13 protein-coding genes are annotated in these 16,365 nt (G+C 72.4%); 8 read left to right on the top strand and 5 right to left on the bottom strand.

The window, feature by feature from the left end; genetic code table 11:
• Positions 1-12 precede the first annotated feature (12 nt).
• From SACE_RS19560 to SACE_RS19575, 4 genes are read right to left on the bottom strand one after another with little or no spacing between them, the layout of a single operon-like run.
• Positions 13-828: an aminotransferase class IV gene (locus tag SACE_RS19560; protein WP_231849702.1), complete on the bottom strand. Its 816-nt coding sequence runs from the start codon at positions 826-828 to the stop codon at positions 13-15.
• Positions 812-2,038 carry an FAD-dependent oxidoreductase gene (locus SACE_RS19565; protein ID WP_009946673.1) on the bottom strand — a complete coding sequence of 409 codons (1,227 nt, stop codon included), beginning with the start codon at positions 2,036-2,038 and terminating at the stop codon, positions 812-814. The genes SACE_RS19560 and SACE_RS19565 overlap by 17 nt, the downstream gene beginning before the upstream one ends.
• Positions 2,035-3,315 carry an MFS transporter gene (locus tag SACE_RS19570; protein WP_011874217.1) on the bottom strand — a complete coding sequence of 427 codons (1,281 nt, stop codon included), beginning with the start codon at positions 3,313-3,315 and terminating at the stop codon, positions 2,035-2,037. The genes SACE_RS19565 and SACE_RS19570 overlap by 4 nt, the downstream gene beginning before the upstream one ends.
• Before the next feature lie 20 nt (positions 3,316-3,335).
• Positions 3,336-4,532, bottom strand: coding sequence for a 4-hydroxybenzoate 3-monooxygenase (locus SACE_RS19575; RefSeq protein ID WP_009946670.1), 1,197 nt, complete (start codon positions 4,530-4,532; stop codon positions 3,336-3,338).
• A 712-nt stretch (positions 4,533-5,244) separates the two neighbouring features.
• Between SACE_RS19575 and pabB the strand changes: the two genes are divergently transcribed.
• From pabB to SACE_RS19615, 8 genes are all read left to right on the top strand, one after another.
• Positions 5,245-7,395 (top strand): aminodeoxychorismate synthase component I, encoded by a 2,151-nt coding sequence (gene pabB, locus SACE_RS19580; RefSeq protein WP_009946669.1) that lies wholly within the window; start codon positions 5,245-5,247, stop codon positions 7,393-7,395.
• On the top strand, positions 7,392-8,885 hold the full coding sequence (locus tag SACE_RS19585) for an AMP-binding protein (protein ID WP_009946668.1): 1,494 nt from the start codon (positions 7,392-7,394) through the stop codon (positions 8,883-8,885). Before pabB ends, SACE_RS19585 begins: the two co-directional genes overlap by 4 nt.
• Before the next feature lie 30 nt (positions 8,886-8,915).
• Complete coding sequence (locus SACE_RS19590) at positions 8,916-10,478, top strand: class I adenylate-forming enzyme family protein (protein WP_009946666.1); 1,563 nt, start codon at positions 8,916-8,918, stop codon at positions 10,476-10,478.
• A gap of 353 nt (positions 10,479-10,831) precedes the next feature.
• Positions 10,832-11,305 carry a carboxymuconolactone decarboxylase family protein gene (locus SACE_RS19595; RefSeq protein ID WP_009946665.1) on the top strand — a complete coding sequence of 158 codons (474 nt, stop codon included), beginning with the start codon at positions 10,832-10,834 and terminating at the stop codon, positions 11,303-11,305.
• 84 nt (positions 11,306-11,389) lie between these two features.
• Entirely contained in the window at positions 11,390-12,907 is a 1,518-nt protein-coding gene (locus tag SACE_RS19600; protein ID WP_231849703.1) for an FAD-binding oxidoreductase, read from the top strand.
• A gap of 187 nt (positions 12,908-13,094) precedes the next feature.
• Positions 13,095-14,324 carry an NAD(P)/FAD-dependent oxidoreductase gene (locus SACE_RS19605; RefSeq protein WP_011874219.1) on the top strand — a complete coding sequence of 410 codons (1,230 nt, stop codon included), beginning with the start codon at positions 13,095-13,097 and terminating at the stop codon, positions 14,322-14,324.
• 209 nt (positions 14,325-14,533) lie between these two features.
• Positions 14,534-15,394: a metallophosphoesterase family protein gene (locus tag SACE_RS19610; protein ID WP_009946661.1), complete on the top strand. Its 861-nt coding sequence runs from the start codon at positions 14,534-14,536 to the stop codon at positions 15,392-15,394.
• Positions 15,395-15,459: 65 nt separating this feature from the next.
• Positions 15,460-15,951 carry a hemerythrin domain-containing protein gene (locus SACE_RS19615; protein ID WP_009946660.1) on the top strand — a complete coding sequence of 164 codons (492 nt, stop codon included), beginning with the start codon at positions 15,460-15,462 and terminating at the stop codon, positions 15,949-15,951.
• Positions 15,952-15,997: 46 nt separating this feature from the next.
• Here SACE_RS19615 and SACE_RS19620 read toward each other — a convergent pair whose 3' ends face one another.
• Positions 15,998-16,258, bottom strand: coding sequence for a hypothetical protein (locus SACE_RS19620; RefSeq protein ID WP_009946659.1), 261 nt, complete (start codon positions 16,256-16,258; stop codon positions 15,998-16,000).
• Between the last annotated feature and the right edge of the window lie 107 nt (positions 16,259-16,365).

Raw genomic sequence — 16,365 nt, forward strand, 5'->3', positions numbered from 1 at the left:
CGGTTCGGGAGTTCAGAGCGCGAGCGGCTCGGCGAGGGCGGACAGCCACTCGCTCCATTCACCGGCTCGCGAAGGAGGTCCAGGCTCGACCGCGGTACCGACCCACGAGACGACCGGCCTGATGCCGTGCAGCGCGTTGACGAACCACGCTTCGCGCCCGGCGAGCCCGGACAGGTCGCACTCGCGGTACTCGATCGGCACGCCCAGGTCGGCGGCGCGGTCGACGACGAGTCCCGCGGTGACGCTGTCGAGCACGGGAAGCGACGGCGACGGCAGGCAGAGCACGTCGTCCTCCCACCACAGCAGCGCCGAGGTCGCGCCCTCCACCACGGTTCCCGCGGCGGTGGTCAGCAGCGCCTCGTCGGCACCCGCGTCGACGGCGCGAGCGCGTGCACGGCCCAGCCACGGCAGGTCCGGACCCTTCGTGCGCGGCGCGCGTCGCTCGTCGGGACCGTCCAGCGGCCATACCCGGATCCGCGTGCCGAGCGGCGGTGCGGGACGGACGCGCAGCCGAAGGCTCGGCTCCGGTCCCGCGGTGACCAGCTCAACCCGGGGGAACCAGTCGCCCTGGCGCGGTAGCGCCGCCACGACGGCGTGCCAGAACTCGCCGAACTCCTCCGGCCCCACGTGCTCGGCGAACGCCGTGCCGAAGCGCGCGCGGTGCCGGTCCAGCGCCCGCACCCGGCCGCTGGTCACCAGCCAGGAGTCAGCGGCCCGCATCGGAGCGTCCTCGACGGGCCCGGCGAGCAGTCCTTCCCGCCGGTCCCACACGTAGGACTCGGCGGCGGGTTTCGGAACCGAGCAGCCCACGTCAGTACCTTCCCGCATGCGGTCTGGGCGTCTTCGGCCCGTAGGTCGCCTGCTCCAGCCATTCGCCGAACGCCGGGACCACCGGTGAGAGCGCGGCGGCGGCGCGCTGGCGCAGCCGGGTGATGCGGCGCCTCGGCCGCAGGTGGGCCAGTGCCGTGCCCGCGGCGTCGCGGTTCGCCTCCGCCGCGGCGCGGCGCGTGGCGTCGAACCGCTCGACCGCCGCCCCGGCCTGCCGCGGGTCGGCCGCCGACAGCGCGAGCGCGATGGCGTTCGCCGCGGCGTCGGCGTCGGCGATGCCGCTGTTCATCCCGCGCGCGCCCAGCGGCGGGAACAGGTGCGCGGCCTCCCCCGCCAGCAGCACCCGGCGCGAGTCGTCGGCGAACGACTCGGCGACGACCTGCAGGAACCGGTAGTTCGCCACGCAGGTGACCGAGTCGACGTACTTGCGCGGCACCACCCGCGGCAGCCAGTCGCGCACCGCCTCCTCGGTGGCGAACTCCTCCGGACGGTCGCCGTCGGCGGACTGCACGTCGATCTGGAACCCGCCCGCGAAGGGCACGCGCATCACGTGCCGCCAGCCCAGGCCCGGGTGCTCGTAGTGGAAGGTCCGCTCCAGCGGCATCGGGTCGTCGGGGTCCTCGGCGATGTCGACGGTGGTGTGGAAACCCTCCGAGCGGGGGCCGTTCATCGCGATGCCCAGCGACCGCCGGACCGTGGACCGGCTGCCGTCGGCGGCCACGACGTAGCAGGCGCGGTGGGTCGCACCGTCCTCAGTGGTCAGCAGCACCTCGTCCGGTCCCGCCTCGACCGCGGTGACCCGCGCACCCCAGACGAAGTCCGCGCCCGCGACCTTCGCCGCCTCCAGCAGGAAGCGCTCGGTGTCGAGCTGGCGCAGGCTGGTGAACGGCGGGATGCGGCCCGGCGGCAGCTCCGGGTAGGTCCTGGCGTAGACCTCCCGGCCGCCGAGCAGGGTCCGCTTGGTCCGCCACATGACACCGAAGCCGGCGATCGCCGGAGCCAGGCCGGGACTGGCGCGGTCGAGCAGCGCCAGGGACTCGCGGTGGACGAACAGGGCGCGGCTGCCCGGCCGGACCCGGTTGGCGGGGTCGGCCTCGAGGACGGTGACCTCCAGTCCGCAGGACCGCAGCGCGAGCGCCGCCGACAGCCCGACCGGGCCCGCCCCGACGACGATGACGTCTTTCCGGGAGTTGGTGTTCCGCGCGCTCACGGCGTCTGCGCTCCTTCGCGTTCGGCTTGTCCCCGACCACGGCCCGCCAGTCCTCCGGCTACCGCGACCAGCACCGCTCCGGCTACCTGGACGGCGCCGAGGACCACCAGCACCGCGGTGAAGCCGGCGTCCCTGATCACGGCGACCAGTTGCGGTCCGACGCTGGCGCCCACCAGCAGGGCGAAGGTGTAGAGCGCCACGGCCGCGCCACGCGCGGGTGCGCCCAGTTCGCTCACCAGCTGCGTCAGCCCTGGTGAGACCACCATGATGGCGGTGACGAACACCAGCATCAACACGCCCACGACCAGCACCGAGTCCCCGGCGGCGGTCAGCGCGAGGGTCGCGGCCGCTCCCGCGGCCAGTGCCAGGCCCGCCCGGTGGGTGGCGCGGTAGCGGTTGAGCAGCGGCGCCGCCAGCGGGATCGCCACCATCGCCGGGAACGCGCTGAGCCGCAGCGCGAGCATCGCGCCGTCGCTGCGCACCAGCACGGGCGGGCCGAGCAGCTGGAGCGCTACGTAGAGGCCGGCGAAGCTGCTGAGCACCGACAGCGCCGCCAGGCACACCAGCGCCAGTTGCGGGCGCACGACCAGCCGGGCCATGACCCGGAACGGGGTGAGCAGCGAGCCGCCCGGCTGGGGTGCGTCGGGGAGCATCACGATCCGCAGCAGCACGACCACCACCGCGATCGCCGCCGCGCTGACCGCGAAGAAGCCCTGCCACCCGCTCACCTCCAGCAAGGCCTGCGCGCTGACCTGGCCGGTGATCGCCGCCGCGGTGAACGAGGTGACCAGGCACGACAGCGCGACCGGGCGGTGGCGCGGGGCCAGCCGCTCGGTCAGGTAGGCCAGCGCGGCGGGCGAGAACCCGGCGGCGCAAAGCCCCTGCACCACTCGCAGCGTTCCGCCCGCGGCGAGCGAGGGCGCGAACGCGATCGCCAGGGTCGTCACCGCCATCGCGGTCAGCCCGGTGACGACCACGCGGCGCCTGCCGAAGCGGTCCGACAGCGGGCCGGTGAGCAGGAAGCCGACGGCGTAGGCGATGCCGAACAGGCTGGAGGTCGCGGTCATCTCGGCGTGGGTGCCGCCCCAGTCCCGCGCCATCGCGGGCAGCAGCGGAATCACCGCGTAGAGCTGGCCGACGACCAGCAGGCCGGTGACCGTCATCAGGGTGATCGTGGTGCCCGCCGGGGCCCACCGGACCGGCTCGCCGCCGGTTCGCGCGGGCGCGGTGGCGCGGTTCTGGTTCTGCCGGGGGCCGGTCTCTCCCTGCTGGGGCATGGGAGTTCCTGTCGTGCCGGTCATGAGCCGGCGATCCGGTCGCGGGAGACGCCGACGTAGTTCTCGGCGAACTCGGTGGCGGCGGCGCGGGAGGAGACCAGGTTCTCCAGCCGCGACCGGCGCAGCCTCTCGGTGAACCCGGTGCTGTCGGCCGGGCGGTGCAGCAGCCACGTCATCGCCGCGGAGAACTCCTGCGCGCGCCAGACGGCGGGCAGGCAGGTCGCGGAGTACTCGTCGAGCGGCCCGCGGTCGCCCGACGAGTACCAGCGCGCGAAAGCCTGGGCGAGCGTCCGCACGTCTCCCACGGCCAGGTTGAGCCCCTTGGCCGCGGTCGGCGGTACGATGTGCGCGGCGTCCCCGGCCAGGAAGAGCCGCCCGTACTGCATGGGTTCGGCGACGAAGCCGCGCATCCTGGTCACCGACGTCTCCAGGATCGGCCCGGGGCGCAGCACCTCGGAGGCGTCCGGCCCCAGCCTGGTCGCCAGCTCCTTCCAGATCAGCTCCGGCGGCCAGGTCGAGCCGTCGTCGTCCGGGGCGACCTGCAGGTACAGGCGGCTGAGCGACTCCGTGCGCATGCTGTAGAGCGCGAACCCGCGCTCGTGAGCCGAGTAGACCAGTTCCGATGCCACCGGCGGCATCCGGGCAAGCACGCCGAGCCAGGCGAACGGGTACTCGTGCTCGTACACCGACAGCGCGCTCGCCGGCACCGACCGCCTGGAGACGCCGTGGAAGCCGTCGCAGCCGGCGACGAAGTCGCAGGTGATCTCGGTCGGTTCGCCGTCGATCGTGCAACGCACCACCGGCGCGTCACCGGTGAGGCCGTGGAGCTTGACGTCTTCGACCCCGAAGTGCAGCGTGGCCGCCGCCTCGGTCCGGGCGCGGATGAGGTCCTTGACCAGTTCCTGCTGGCCGTACATGCACACGGTGCGCCCGGTGAGCCCGGTCAGCGAGACGCGGTGCCGCCGGTCTCCGATGCGCAGCTCGAAACCGTCGTGGACGAAGCCCTCGCGGTCCATCCGGGCGCCCACCCCGGCCTGGCGGATCAGGTCGGCCACGCCCTGTTCCAGCATCCCGGCGCGGACCCGGCTCTCGACGTGCTCCCGGCTGCGCCGTTCCAGCACCACCGAGTCGATCCCCTGCGTGTGCAGCAGGTGCGACAGCAGCAGACCGGACGGACCCGCCCCGACGACGGCCACCCGCGTTCGCACGGCGCGCATCAGTTCCTCCCCAGTTCCCGCACGTTGGTCCCGACCCGTTCGTTCCCGCGCGAAAAGCCCCACGTCGACCGATCGGAATTCCACGCGGCCCTGGTGCGCGCGATCTCGGGTCCGGGCACGCACCGGCCCACCCGGAAAATGTGTTCACAGTGGACGGAGCCGCGGTATTCCCGGACATTACTACAGCCGCCGAGCAAGTGGCAATGCCCACCGCATTCAGTGCAGAACCCATTGCCGCCCCCGCCATCCGGTAAAACCGTGAACCGTTCCGACCTGACAAACATTTCCCTTTCTCCGTGATGCCGATCACCACGACCCGACCTGCGCCGTTCCCCGCCGCTGAAGACGGCCCGGTTCGACATCCACAACTGGCCATATTCCTTCGCCCACGTCGACGGAGCCGAGATTTCCGCGAAGACGATCTGACAGATATGACCGAACAACGGCCGACGAGAGCCGGCACGTTGGTAAGGTTCCGTCGACGGTTTCGGGGGAACCACGTCAAATCGCGACCACCTCGGCTGATCGGCGGTCGCGATCCGGTCATCGGCGAGCCGCGGAATCCGCTCCGCGGACGCCGCCTGCTGCGACCGGGTCGATTCCACGGGTGACAGCGGCGATTCCGCACGTCCGCCGCGACCCACCGCGGGCGGGCGGCCACCCGCCGAAGCACCAACACGACGGTCGGCCGAGAAGGGGCAGGACGGGCTCGATGCGGACACTGATCATCGACAACTACGACTCCTACACCTACAACCTCTTCCAGCTGATCGCCGAGGTCAACGGGCAGGAGCCGGTCGTCATCACCAACGACGCGACGGCGGCCGAGGAGGTCGACCTCGCCGAGTACGACAACATCGTCATCTCGCCGGGACCGGGCAGGCCCGACCGCAGCGGTGACTTCGGCATCTCCGGTGCGATCACCGCCCGAGCCGGCATCCCGGTGCTGGGTGTCTGCCTGGGCCACCAGGGCATCGCGGCGGTACACGGCGCGCCCGTGGTGCCCGCTCCCGCGCCGCGGCACGGCCACCTGACCCGCGTGACCCACGACGACCGCGACCTGTTCGCCGGCATACCCCAGCGGTTCGTCGCGGTGCGCTACCACTCCCTCTGCGTCCCCGAGGAGCTGCCCGCCGAACTGGAGGCCACCGCGTGGGCCGAGGACGGCGTGCTGATGGGCATCCGCCACCGGCACCGCCCGCTGTGGGGAGTGCAGTTCCACCCGGAGTCGATCGAGACGCAGTTCGGTCGGCGGCTGATGGCCAACTTCAGGCGGCTCACCGAGGAGCGCACCGCCGTTCTCGGGCCCCGCCCAGCGGCGACCGACGCACCGGCCGCGCACCGGCCGAGAAGGGCGGCGGCCGCCGTCACGCACTACAACCTGCACGTCGAGACCATCGACGCCGCGGTGGACACCGAGGCCGCCTACACGCGGCTGTTCTCCGCCTCGGATCGGGGATTCTGGCTCGACAGCGCCCACGTCGAGCCGGGGCTGTCGAGGTTCTCCTTCCTCGGTGACGACTCCGGCCCGTTCGCCGAGGTCGCGACCTACCGCGTCGGCGAGGACGCGGTGGCCGTCGACGCTCAGGGCGGCGCGACGACCCGGTTCGCAGGCACCATCTTCGACTACATCGAGGACCAGGTCGCCAGGCGCGTGGTCACCGGTCCGGACCTGCCGTTCGAGTTCAGCGGCGGCTACGTCGGCTACTTCGGCTACGAGCTCAAGGCCGACTGCGGCTCGGCGAACCGGCACCGCTCCGCCACCCCCGACGCGTGCTGGCTGTTCGCCGACCGCTTCGTCGCGGTGGACCACGAAGCCGCCCGCACCTACGTCGTGGCGCTCAGCGCGGACCGGCCCGGCAGCCCCGCCGAGGCCCAGCGCTGGATCAACGCCACCACCGCCGCCCTGCGCGAGCTGCCGTCCACCACGGCGGCGCCGCGGCGGCCCGGCCGCCCGGCTCCCGCGGCGGTGGACGTCGCGGCGGTGGAGAAGCGCCTGGTGCGCGACCGCGAGCAGTACATCGCCGACGTCGAGTCCTGCCGTCGGGAACTGCACGCCGGTGAGAGCTACGAGATCTGCGTGACCAACGCGGTGCGCATCCCCGCCGAGCAGACCGGCTACGACTTCTACCGCGAACTGCGGCGGCGCAACCCGGCGCCGTACGCGGCATACCTGCGGCTCGACGAGGTCGAGGTGGCCTGCTCCTCCCCCGAGCGCTTCCTGCGGGTGGACCACCACCGCGTCGCCGAGACCAAGCCGATCAAGGGCACCGCGCCGCGGGGCGGAACCGAGTCGGAGGATGCCGAGCTCCGCGAGAACCTGGTCAGCAGTCCCAAGACGCGCGCCGAGAACCTGATGATCGTGGACCTGCTGCGCAACGACCTCGGCCGGGTCTGCGAGGTCGGCAGCGTCCACGTGCCGGTGCTCATGGCCGCCGAGAGCTACGCGACCGTGCACCAGCTGGTGTCCACCATCCGCGGCACGCTGCGCCGGGACCTCGGCGTCGTCGACTGCGTCCGCGCCTGCTTCCCCGGCGGGTCGATGACCGGTGCGCCCAAGCTGCGCACGATGGAGATCATCGACTCGCTGGAGACCGAGGCGCGCGGCGTCTACTCGGGGGCGATCGGGTTCATCGGCTGCGGCGGCACCGCCGACCTCAACATCGCGATCCGCACCGCCGTTCTGTCCGCCGGCGAGTGGCACGTCGGCGCCGGCGGCGCGATCGTCCTGGACTCCGACCCCGTCGAGGAGTACGAGGAGATGCTGCTGAAGGCGTGCGCGCCGCTGCGGGCGCACAGCGCGCTGTTCGCGGTGGCCGAGCCGGCCGCACCCGGCGCGGACAAGGCGGAGGTGGCCTCGTGAACTTCGCGGGCGACCTCGCCGCCCTGGCCACCAGCCGGGGCTGGAACAGCAGACCGGCGTTCCACACGCCCGGCGGCTCCTACGCCCACGGGCAGGTGCACGACCTGGCCGCCCGCGCGGCCGGAGTCCTGCTGCGCCGCGGTGCCACCCCGCGCAGCCGCGTGCTGGTCGTGCTCAGCGATGACATCGGCTGGGTCGTCACGTTCCTTGCCGCCGCCCGCATCGGCGCGACCCCGGTCATCACCAACCCTGCGCTGACCCCGGAGGACCACGTGCTCATCGCGGGCGACTGCGATGCCGCGCTCGTGGTGACCACCGGTGAACTCGCCGGGCGCTTCGCGGCAGGCAACGTCGTCGACGTCGGCGAGCTGCTGAGCGAGGCGGTCGCGGCCGAGCCCATGCCGCCGGTGACGACCGACGCGCCGCTCTACGTCTACTACACCTCCGGCACCACCGGTGCTCCCAAGGGAGTCGCGTACCGGCAGGGCAGTCCGGCGGTCTACCACCGCCACATCGGCGTCGAGGCGTTCCGGATCGGACCGGACGACGTGACGCTGTCGGTCTCCAAGCTCTACTTCGGCTACGGGTTCTGCAACACCTTCGTCTTCCCGCTGCACTCGGGGTCCTCGGCGGTGCTGGTCGGCGACCGTCCGACACCGGCGATGACCGAGGAGCTGGTCCGCCGGCACGGCGTGACGATGCTGTACTCGGTGCCGTCCGGCTACGGGCGGCTGGTGGCCGAGGCCGACGGCCGGGCCTTCACCACGGTGCGGATGGCGGTCTCCGGCGGTGAGCAGTTCCCCGCCGAGAAGGCCTCCCAGACCGCCGAGTTCCTGTCCGCGCCGCTGTTCAACCAGCTCGGACTCACCGAGGTCGGCTGCGCGGCCACCGCCAACGGCTTCGGGTTCAACCGGCTGGGAACCGTCGGCCGCCCGGTGTCGGCGTTCGAGCTCCAGGTGCGCGACGCCGACGGCGCGGTGCTGGGCGACCAGCAGCAGGGCGAGCTGTGGATCCGGCCGGTGCGCATGACCGAGTACCTCAACCAGCCGGAGCTGACCGGCAGGACGCTGGTCGATGGCTGGTTCCGCAGCGGCGACCGGGTCTCGCGCGAGCCCGACGGCAGCTACCTGCACCACGGGCGGATGGACGACCTGGAGATGGTCGGCGGGATCAAGGTGTCGCCGCTGGAGGTCGAGGCCGTGCTCGGCGCCCACCCCGGCGTCGAGGAGATCGGCGTCGCGGCGGTGCCCGACGAGGTCGGCGCCACGAAGCTGCGCGCCTTCGTCGTGCCCGCCGATCCCGCCCAGGACCCGGCGGTGCTGGAACGCGAGCTGATCGAGCTCGCCCGCCGCAGGCTCGCGCCGTTCAAGGTGCCGCGCAGCGTCCGCACCGTCGAGTCGCTGCCGCGCACCCACAGCGGCAAGCTCCGGCGCTTCGAACTCCGCGGGCACGGCACCGCACCGCTCGACGCGGCCGCGCACCGCGCATAGCCGGCCCACTCCCACCGAAAGGAACCCGTCATGCTTCGACGCCTCCTCGCCGGCCGGGGCTTCTACATCGGCCTGATGTTCCACGAGGCCGCCGAGCGCAACGGCCGCACCGACATCGTGCTCGACCAGCCGCTTCAGCTCGCGCCGGAGGACGGGACGAGCTTCACCGTCGCGCGGCTCGCCGAGCTGATCGGCACGCTCGGCGCCCGGCTGCGCGCCGCCGGGGTCCGCCCGGGCGACCGCGTAGCCCTGCACAAGACCGAGAACTTCGACATCGTGCTGCTGGCGTGCGCGATCTCGCGGATCGGGGCGGTGCCCGCGCTGCTCTCCCCCACCCTGGACGGGGCCACCGCCACCGAGCTGCTGCGCCGCCTGGACCGGCCGTGGCTGGTCACCGACGGGGACCGGTTCGACGCCGCGCTGGCCGGCGCGCCGCTGGCCGAGGTCACCCGCGCGGTCCTGCTCTCCTGCGGCGGAACCCGGCCCGGGACCACGCCGCTGCCCGTGCAGGACGAGCCGCGCGAGGCCGAACCGGTGCTGCTGCACCCCCGCCAGCCGACGCTGATCACCCACAGCTCGGGCACGACCGGCGTGCCGAAGCTGGTCGTGCACAGCGCCGAGGCGCTGTGGCACCGGCTGCTGCCGCAGAAGCTGTGGTCGTGGCCGATGCGCGGGCGCAAGGCGGCCTTCTGCGTCTCGTTCGTGCACTCGCGCTTCTACCACGCGCTGGGCGTCTTCCTGCACTACGGCAGCCCGATGGTCATCGCCGTCGACCCGGCGCCGGACAAGATCGGCCCGCTGTTCGCCCGCACCCGGCCCCAGGTGGTGGAGACCCACCCCAACACCTACGTGGAGTGGGAGCAGCTCGCCGACGCGCAGGATCGCCCGCTCGGTGCCGTGCGCTTCTACACCGGGACCTTCGACGCGATGCACCCCCGGACCATCCAGCGGCTCCTCTCCGCCTCGCGGCAGCGCAACCCGCTGTTCCTGGCCTTCTACGGGCAGTCCGAGACCGGTCCGGTGGCCGGCCGCTGGTACACCCGCCGCAGCGCCGGGAGCGCCGACGGCCGCTGCGTCGGCAGGTCGCTGCCCGGGTTCACCCGGGTCCGCATCACCAGTCCCGCCGGCGGCAGGGCCGCGACCGGCGCCACCGGCCACATCGAGGTGCGCAGCCGCAGCCGCGCGGTCACCTACCTCGGCGAGGACGCGCGCTGGCAGAGCCAGCTCTCCGGCGGCTGGTGGCGGATGGGCGACATGGGCTACAAGGACCGGCTCGGCTTCCTGCACCTGCTCGACCGGGAGGCCGACCGGATCGCCACCGTGGACAGCAACCTCGAGGCCGAGGACGTCCTCATGGGGCGGCTGCCCGAGCTCCGGGAGGTGGTCATCGTGGAAGGACCGGGCGGCGAGGCGGTGCCCGTGGTCTGCACCCGCGACGAGCGCCCGCTCGACATGGACCGGTGGCGGGGCGCGGTCGCGGACCTGGCTCCGATGTGCGATCCGGTCGCATTCCGGTTCGAGGAACTGCCGCGGACCGGGACCTGGAAAATCCGCAGGCACCAGCTCTCGGAAATGCTTCGCGTGGTAAGGTGATCAAGAAGTCGGAATGCTTCTCGCATTCGACTTCGGGGCAAATCGCCCGTTCTTCCAACGAATCGGGCGAGCCCGCAGTTCCGAGCTTCACCCTGCCGCGGGATCCGTCCGGTGGCAGGCGCACCATCGCGGAAGTTCGAGCGTCTGGGGACTTCGAGCACCACGGCGGTTCGGCAACGGCAATTCGCCAACCGCCGCACGTTCACGGCACCGCGAGGTGCCGTCAGCGGATTCGCGGACAGGGGCCCGAACCGCGGTCGCCGATTCCGCGCCGATGAACACCGCAACTACCGCGGCCGCGGCTCCCGCCGACGGCGGTTTCCCGGCGCGCGGCCGCACGACACCTGGTAAGGATGGTCAAGTTGCCACAAGAGGCACGCATCGAGCTCGCCAAGGCGTGGGGTGAGGGCTACCGCGCCCTCGCGGGAATGCACGCCACGGTCGTCAACTCCGGCCTGGACCACACGCTGAAGGAACTCATCTTCATCCGCGCCTCGCAGATCAACGGGTGCGCGTTCTGCCTGGACATGCACACCAAGGACGCGCGCGCGGCGGGCGAGACCGAGCAGCGGATCTTCGCGTTGAACGCCTGGCGCGACACCGACTTCTTCACCGAGCAGGAGCGCGCCGTGCTGGCGCTGACCGAGGCCATCACCCTGCTCACCGAGGGGCACGTGCCCGACGACGTCTTCGACGACGCCAGGAAGCACTTCGACGAGGAGGACCTGGCCAAGGTCATCATGGCGATCGTGCTGATCAACGCCTGGAACCGCACCGGCGTCACGCAGCGCAAGCCCGTCGGCGGCTACCAGCCCCCGAAGAACTGACGTCCGGTCCGCCCGGACGAATTCCTGCGGCGCTGCGGGCATTCGCGTGCTCGCAGCGCCCTTCTTCGGATCCAGGAGGGACGCGTGTCCACTCGACGATCTTTCTTGCGCGCCGGAATGGGAGCGGTCACCGCGACGGGTCTGCTCGGCGCAGGCGGTTTCGCGGCGGCGGTCGGGTCGCCCCGCGGGTGGCGTCGGCTCGGCGAGGAGCTGACCGGCCGGCTGGTGCTGCCGTCCGACGCCGACTACGACCTGGCGCGGCAGCTGGCCTCGGCCCAGTTCGACTCCATCCGGCCGCGGGCGATCGCCTACTGCCAGACCGCCGAGGACGTGCGGACCTGCGTGCGGTTCGCGCAGGACCACGACATCCACGCCACACCGCGCAGCGGCGGCCACAGCTTCACCGGCTGGTCCACGACCGAGGGATTGGTCATCGACGTCTCGCGGCTGAAGCAGGTCCGCGTGGAGGGCGACCGGGTGCGTCTGGGCGCCGGCGGCCAGGCCGACGACGTCGCCACCGCGCTCGCGCCGCACGGGGTGTCGCTGCCCGCCGGGCTGTGCCCGACGGTCAGCGCGGGCGGTTTCATCACCGGCGGTGGGCTCGGGTGGCAGACCCGCATGTTCGGGCCGGCCAGCGACCAGGTGGTCTCGGCCGAGGTCGTGCTGGCCGACGGCCGGATCGTGCGCTGCTCCGACCGCGAGAACGCGGACCTGTACTGGGCGCTGCGCGGCGGTGGCGGCGGCAACTTCGGCATCGTCACCGAGTTCGAGATGGCCGCGGGCACCGTCACCCGCGCGGCGACCTTCAGCCTGAGCTGGCCCTTCGACGCCGCGGCGGAGGTGATCAGCTCCTGGCAGCGCTGGATCGGCGCCGCGCCGGAGCGGCTGGCCTCCGGCATGGGCGTCCTGCTCCGCGACGCCGAGCCCGCGGCGGTGCCGAAGGTCCTGGTCTCCGGCGCCTTCTTCGGACCGCGGGCCGAACTGGAGGAGCTGGTCGGCGCGCTGGTCTCCGAGGCCGGGTCCCAACCGCTGACCAGGACGGTCGCCGAGAAGACCTACCACGAGGCGCTCATGGCGCTCTACGGCTGCGCCGGCAAGACGGTCGACCAGTGCGACCTCGTCGGCCACAACCCGGAGGCGACGCTGCCGCGGGAGAACTACGTCCGCCACCGCAGCCGGATGTTCAACCGACCCTGGCCGCGTTCCGGCGTCGACGACGCGCTGGCCGCCTTCGACGCCGACCGCAGAGCCGGGCAGTACCGCTGGCTGGGCTTGCTCTCCCTGGGCGGGAACGCCAACAAGCCCGCCGAGAACGCCACCGCCTACGTGCACCGCGACGCGGAGTTCTTCTCGGTGTACTCGCTGGGTCTCAACGCGGGCCACACCGGCGAGGAGGACCGCCGCGCCGGGGAACTGTGGGTGGACGGCGGCTTCGCCGCGTTCGACCCGCACTCCAACGGCCGCACCTACTCCAACTACCCCGACACCGAGCTGCCGGACTGGCGCACCGCGTACTACGGGCGCAACCACCCGCGGCTGGCGGCGATCAAGAAGAAGTACGACCCGCACGGCTTCTTCCGCTTCCCGCAGGCCGTCGCCTGACCCGGCACTGATCCCGGCGGCGTGCGGACGTGCCGGGGCGCCCGCGACGGTCCTGGCGCACACCTCCGTCCCGACCGGCCGGCGTCGTCGCCCCGGGAGGACGGCGCCACCGGCGTTCCTGCTGGCGGAGATCCACGGCGGCCGATAGCGTCTTGCGCAGGAGTACGCAACCCCGGGAGGACCCACCATGGCAGTTCCTCGTCGCGTGGTCATCGTCGGTGCCGGGCTCGCCGGCGCCTCCGCCGCCGGTACGTTGCGGGAGCGCGGTTTCGACGGCGAGATCCTGCTGTTCGGCCGGGAGCGGCACCGGCCCTACGAGTTGCCCGCGCTGTCCAAGGAGATCCTGCTCGGCAACGCCGACGAACCGGTCTGGGTGCACGACGAGAACGTCTACGCCGACAGGGACATCCGCCTGCACAGCGCGACGGCGGTGGAACGGGTGTCGCTGGCCGAGCACAGCGTGCTCGACTCCGGCGGCGAGGAGCACCGCTACGACCGCCTCCTGCTCGCCACCGGCTCGCATCCGCGCGCGCTGCGCGTGCCCGGGAGCGAGCTGCGCGGCCTGCACCTGCTGCGCACGCTGGACGACTCGCTCGCGCTGCGCGCGGCGTTGCGGCAGGCCGAGCGGGTGGTCGTGGTCGGTGCGGGCTGGATCGGCTGCGAGGTCGCCGCAGCGGCCCGCTCCCACGGGGCGGCGACCACCGTCATCGACCCGCTGCCGCTGCCGCTGCGGGGTGCGCTCGGGGACGAGATGGGCGAGGTGTTCCGCGCGCTGCACGCCGAGCAGGGGGTCGACTGGCGGCTCGCCACGGCGGTCGCCGGGTTCACCGGCGCCGACCACCTGAGCGGCGTCGTACTGACCGACGGCACCGAGATCCCGGCCGACATGGCGGTGGTCGGCGTGGGAGCCGCGCCCCGGCTCGGCCTCGCCGAGCAGGCCGGGCTGATCCTGACCAACGAGGTGCCAGGAGGCGGCGTCGCGGTGGACTCGACGCTGCGCACGTCGGATCCTGACGTCTTCGCCGCGGGCGACATCGCCGCGCCCGACCACCCGGTGCACGGCCGCATCCGCGTCGAGCACTGGGCCAACGCGAAGGACCAGGGCACCCACGTCGCGGGCAACCTGCTCGGCGAGGGGCAGCCGTTCCGCGGCGAGCCCTACTTCTTCACCGACCAGTACGAGCTGGGCATGGAGTACCGGGGACTCGCCGACCCCAGGCACGACGAGCTGGTGGTCCGCGGCGACCTCGGCGCACGCGAGTTCATCGCTTTCTGGCTGCGGGAGGGGCGCGTGCAGGCCGCCATGAACGTCAACTGGTGGGACGACGGCGACGCGCTGCAGGCGCTGGTCGACCACCACGCCGAGGTCGACGCGCGGCAGCTGCGCTCCGGCGACCTCGCCTCGCTCGTGCCGTAGCGTGGCGCTTCGGTCAGTGGAGTTCGCCGGGCGGAAACACCTCGCCCCCCGGGCAGTCGCGCCTGCCATGCCCAGGCAGGTCGCACCGGACCAGCTATGTCCAATGTGGAACATCCCGCAGAGGACGTGACCTCCCTCGTGCGCAACGGGTGGCCGCGGCCACTTCGTTCGGTCCCGCCGCGACTCACCCGGTTGATAAGATCACGAACGTGAGCGGCACCGCAGAGGGCAAGTTGTTCGCCACCAGCGACCTGCACGTGGGCTACTCCCAGAACCGGGAGATCGTGGAGCGCCTGGTGCCGGAGTCCGACGACGACTGGCTGATCGTCGCGGGAGACGTCGGAGAGCTCGCCGAACAGATCGAATGGGCGTTGTCGCTGCTCAGCAAGCGTTTCTCGCGGGTGCTGTGGGTGCCGGGCAACCACGAGCTGTGGACGCCGTCCCAGGACTCCGTGCAGCTGCGCGGCGACGCGCGCTACCGCCACCTGGTCGAGCTGTGCCGCGGTCTCGGCGTGGTGACGCCGGAGGACCCCTACCCGGTGTGGGAGGGCGCGGGCGGACCCGCGCGGGTCGCGCCGCTGTTCCTGCTCTACGACTACTCCTTCCTGCCGCCCGGCACGTCCAACAGCACCGAGGCGCTGAAGAAGGCCTACGACACCGGCGTGGTGTGCAGCGACGAGTTCCTGCTGCACCCCGACCCGTATCCGAGCAGGCAGGACTGGTGCGAGGCCCGGGTGACGGAGACCGAGAAGCGCCTGGAGGTGCTGGACGACGACATCCCGCTGGTCCTGGTCAACCACTACCCGCTGGTGCGTCAGCCCACCGACGTCCTCTACTACCCGGTGTTCGCTCAGTGGTGCGGCACCGAGCGCACCGCGGACTGGCACCGCCGCTTCCGGGTCAGCGCGGTCGTGTACGGGCACCTGCACATCCCCCGCCGCACGCGGTACGACGGCGTGCCCTTCGAGGAGGTGTCCATCGGCTACCCCCGCGAGTGGGGCAAGCGCGGTCACCCGCACGGGCTGATGCGTCAGATCCTGCCCCCGCTCGACCCCGCGGACCGATCCTGACCACGGCGCTCCGGCCGACCTGGCCGGAGCGCCGACCGGCGACAGCAGGAAGGTGGACATCGAGCATGTCGAACGACGTGGTGCGGCTGATCCTGGACGACCACCGGCGCTTCGAGGACCTGCTGCGCGAGCTGCGCAGCTCCGAGGGCGACCGGGAGAAGGCGCTGGGCGAGCTCTCGCGGCTGCTCGTCGCGCACGCCGAGGCCGAGGAGTCCGACGTCTACCCGGTGCTGCGGCGGTTCTCGCAGGTCGACTCCGAAGAGGTGGAGCACGGCGCGGAGGAGCACGCCGAGGGCCATGCGGCGCTGCTCGGCCTGCTGGAGGCGGGTGGGCCGGGGACGCCGGAATGGGACCGCAAGCTCGAGGAGCTCAGCGAGTCGCTCACCCACCACCTCGACGAGGAGGAGCGCACGATTCTCAACGACGCCCGCGCGACGCTGGACGAAGCGCGCCGCGGCGAGCTCGGCGAGGCGTTCCTGCGCGCACGCCGCGCCAGGATCGAGGAAGGCTGCGGCAGCGTCGAGTACGTCCGGGCGCTCGTCGAACGCCAGTCGTGAACGCGCGGGCCGGCGGCCCGCCGGGCGCGGACCGCCGACAGCGGCGTCAGTTGAGCACCTGGTCGACGAAGGAGACCAGGGCCTGGAAGAACGCGATCGGCGCGGACAGGACCGCCTTGGCACCGTCGTCGAGGGCCGACAGGAAACCGTTGACCCCGCTGGCGGCGCGCGACGGGTCCTGCGCGATCACCACGGCGGAGACGACCACGGCGATCACGAACAACGCGATCAGCGCACCGAGCAGGCGCAACCAGAACCGCAGCCGACGTCTGACCTTGCGCACCGCACCCTGTTCGGTCTTGGACATCGATCCTCCCGTTGCTCTCGCGTCCCGGCCTCGGCGGCCCGCCTGGCCGGGCCGGTTCCCGGCCGGGCGGGAGTGATCCCCCAACGAGACCGTTGCCCCGGTTGCGT

The organism is Saccharopolyspora erythraea NRRL 2338, from assembly GCF_000062885.1.
In the GTDB taxonomy this organism is placed as follows: domain Bacteria; phylum Actinomycetota; class Actinomycetes; order Mycobacteriales; family Pseudonocardiaceae; genus Saccharopolyspora_D; species Saccharopolyspora_D erythraea.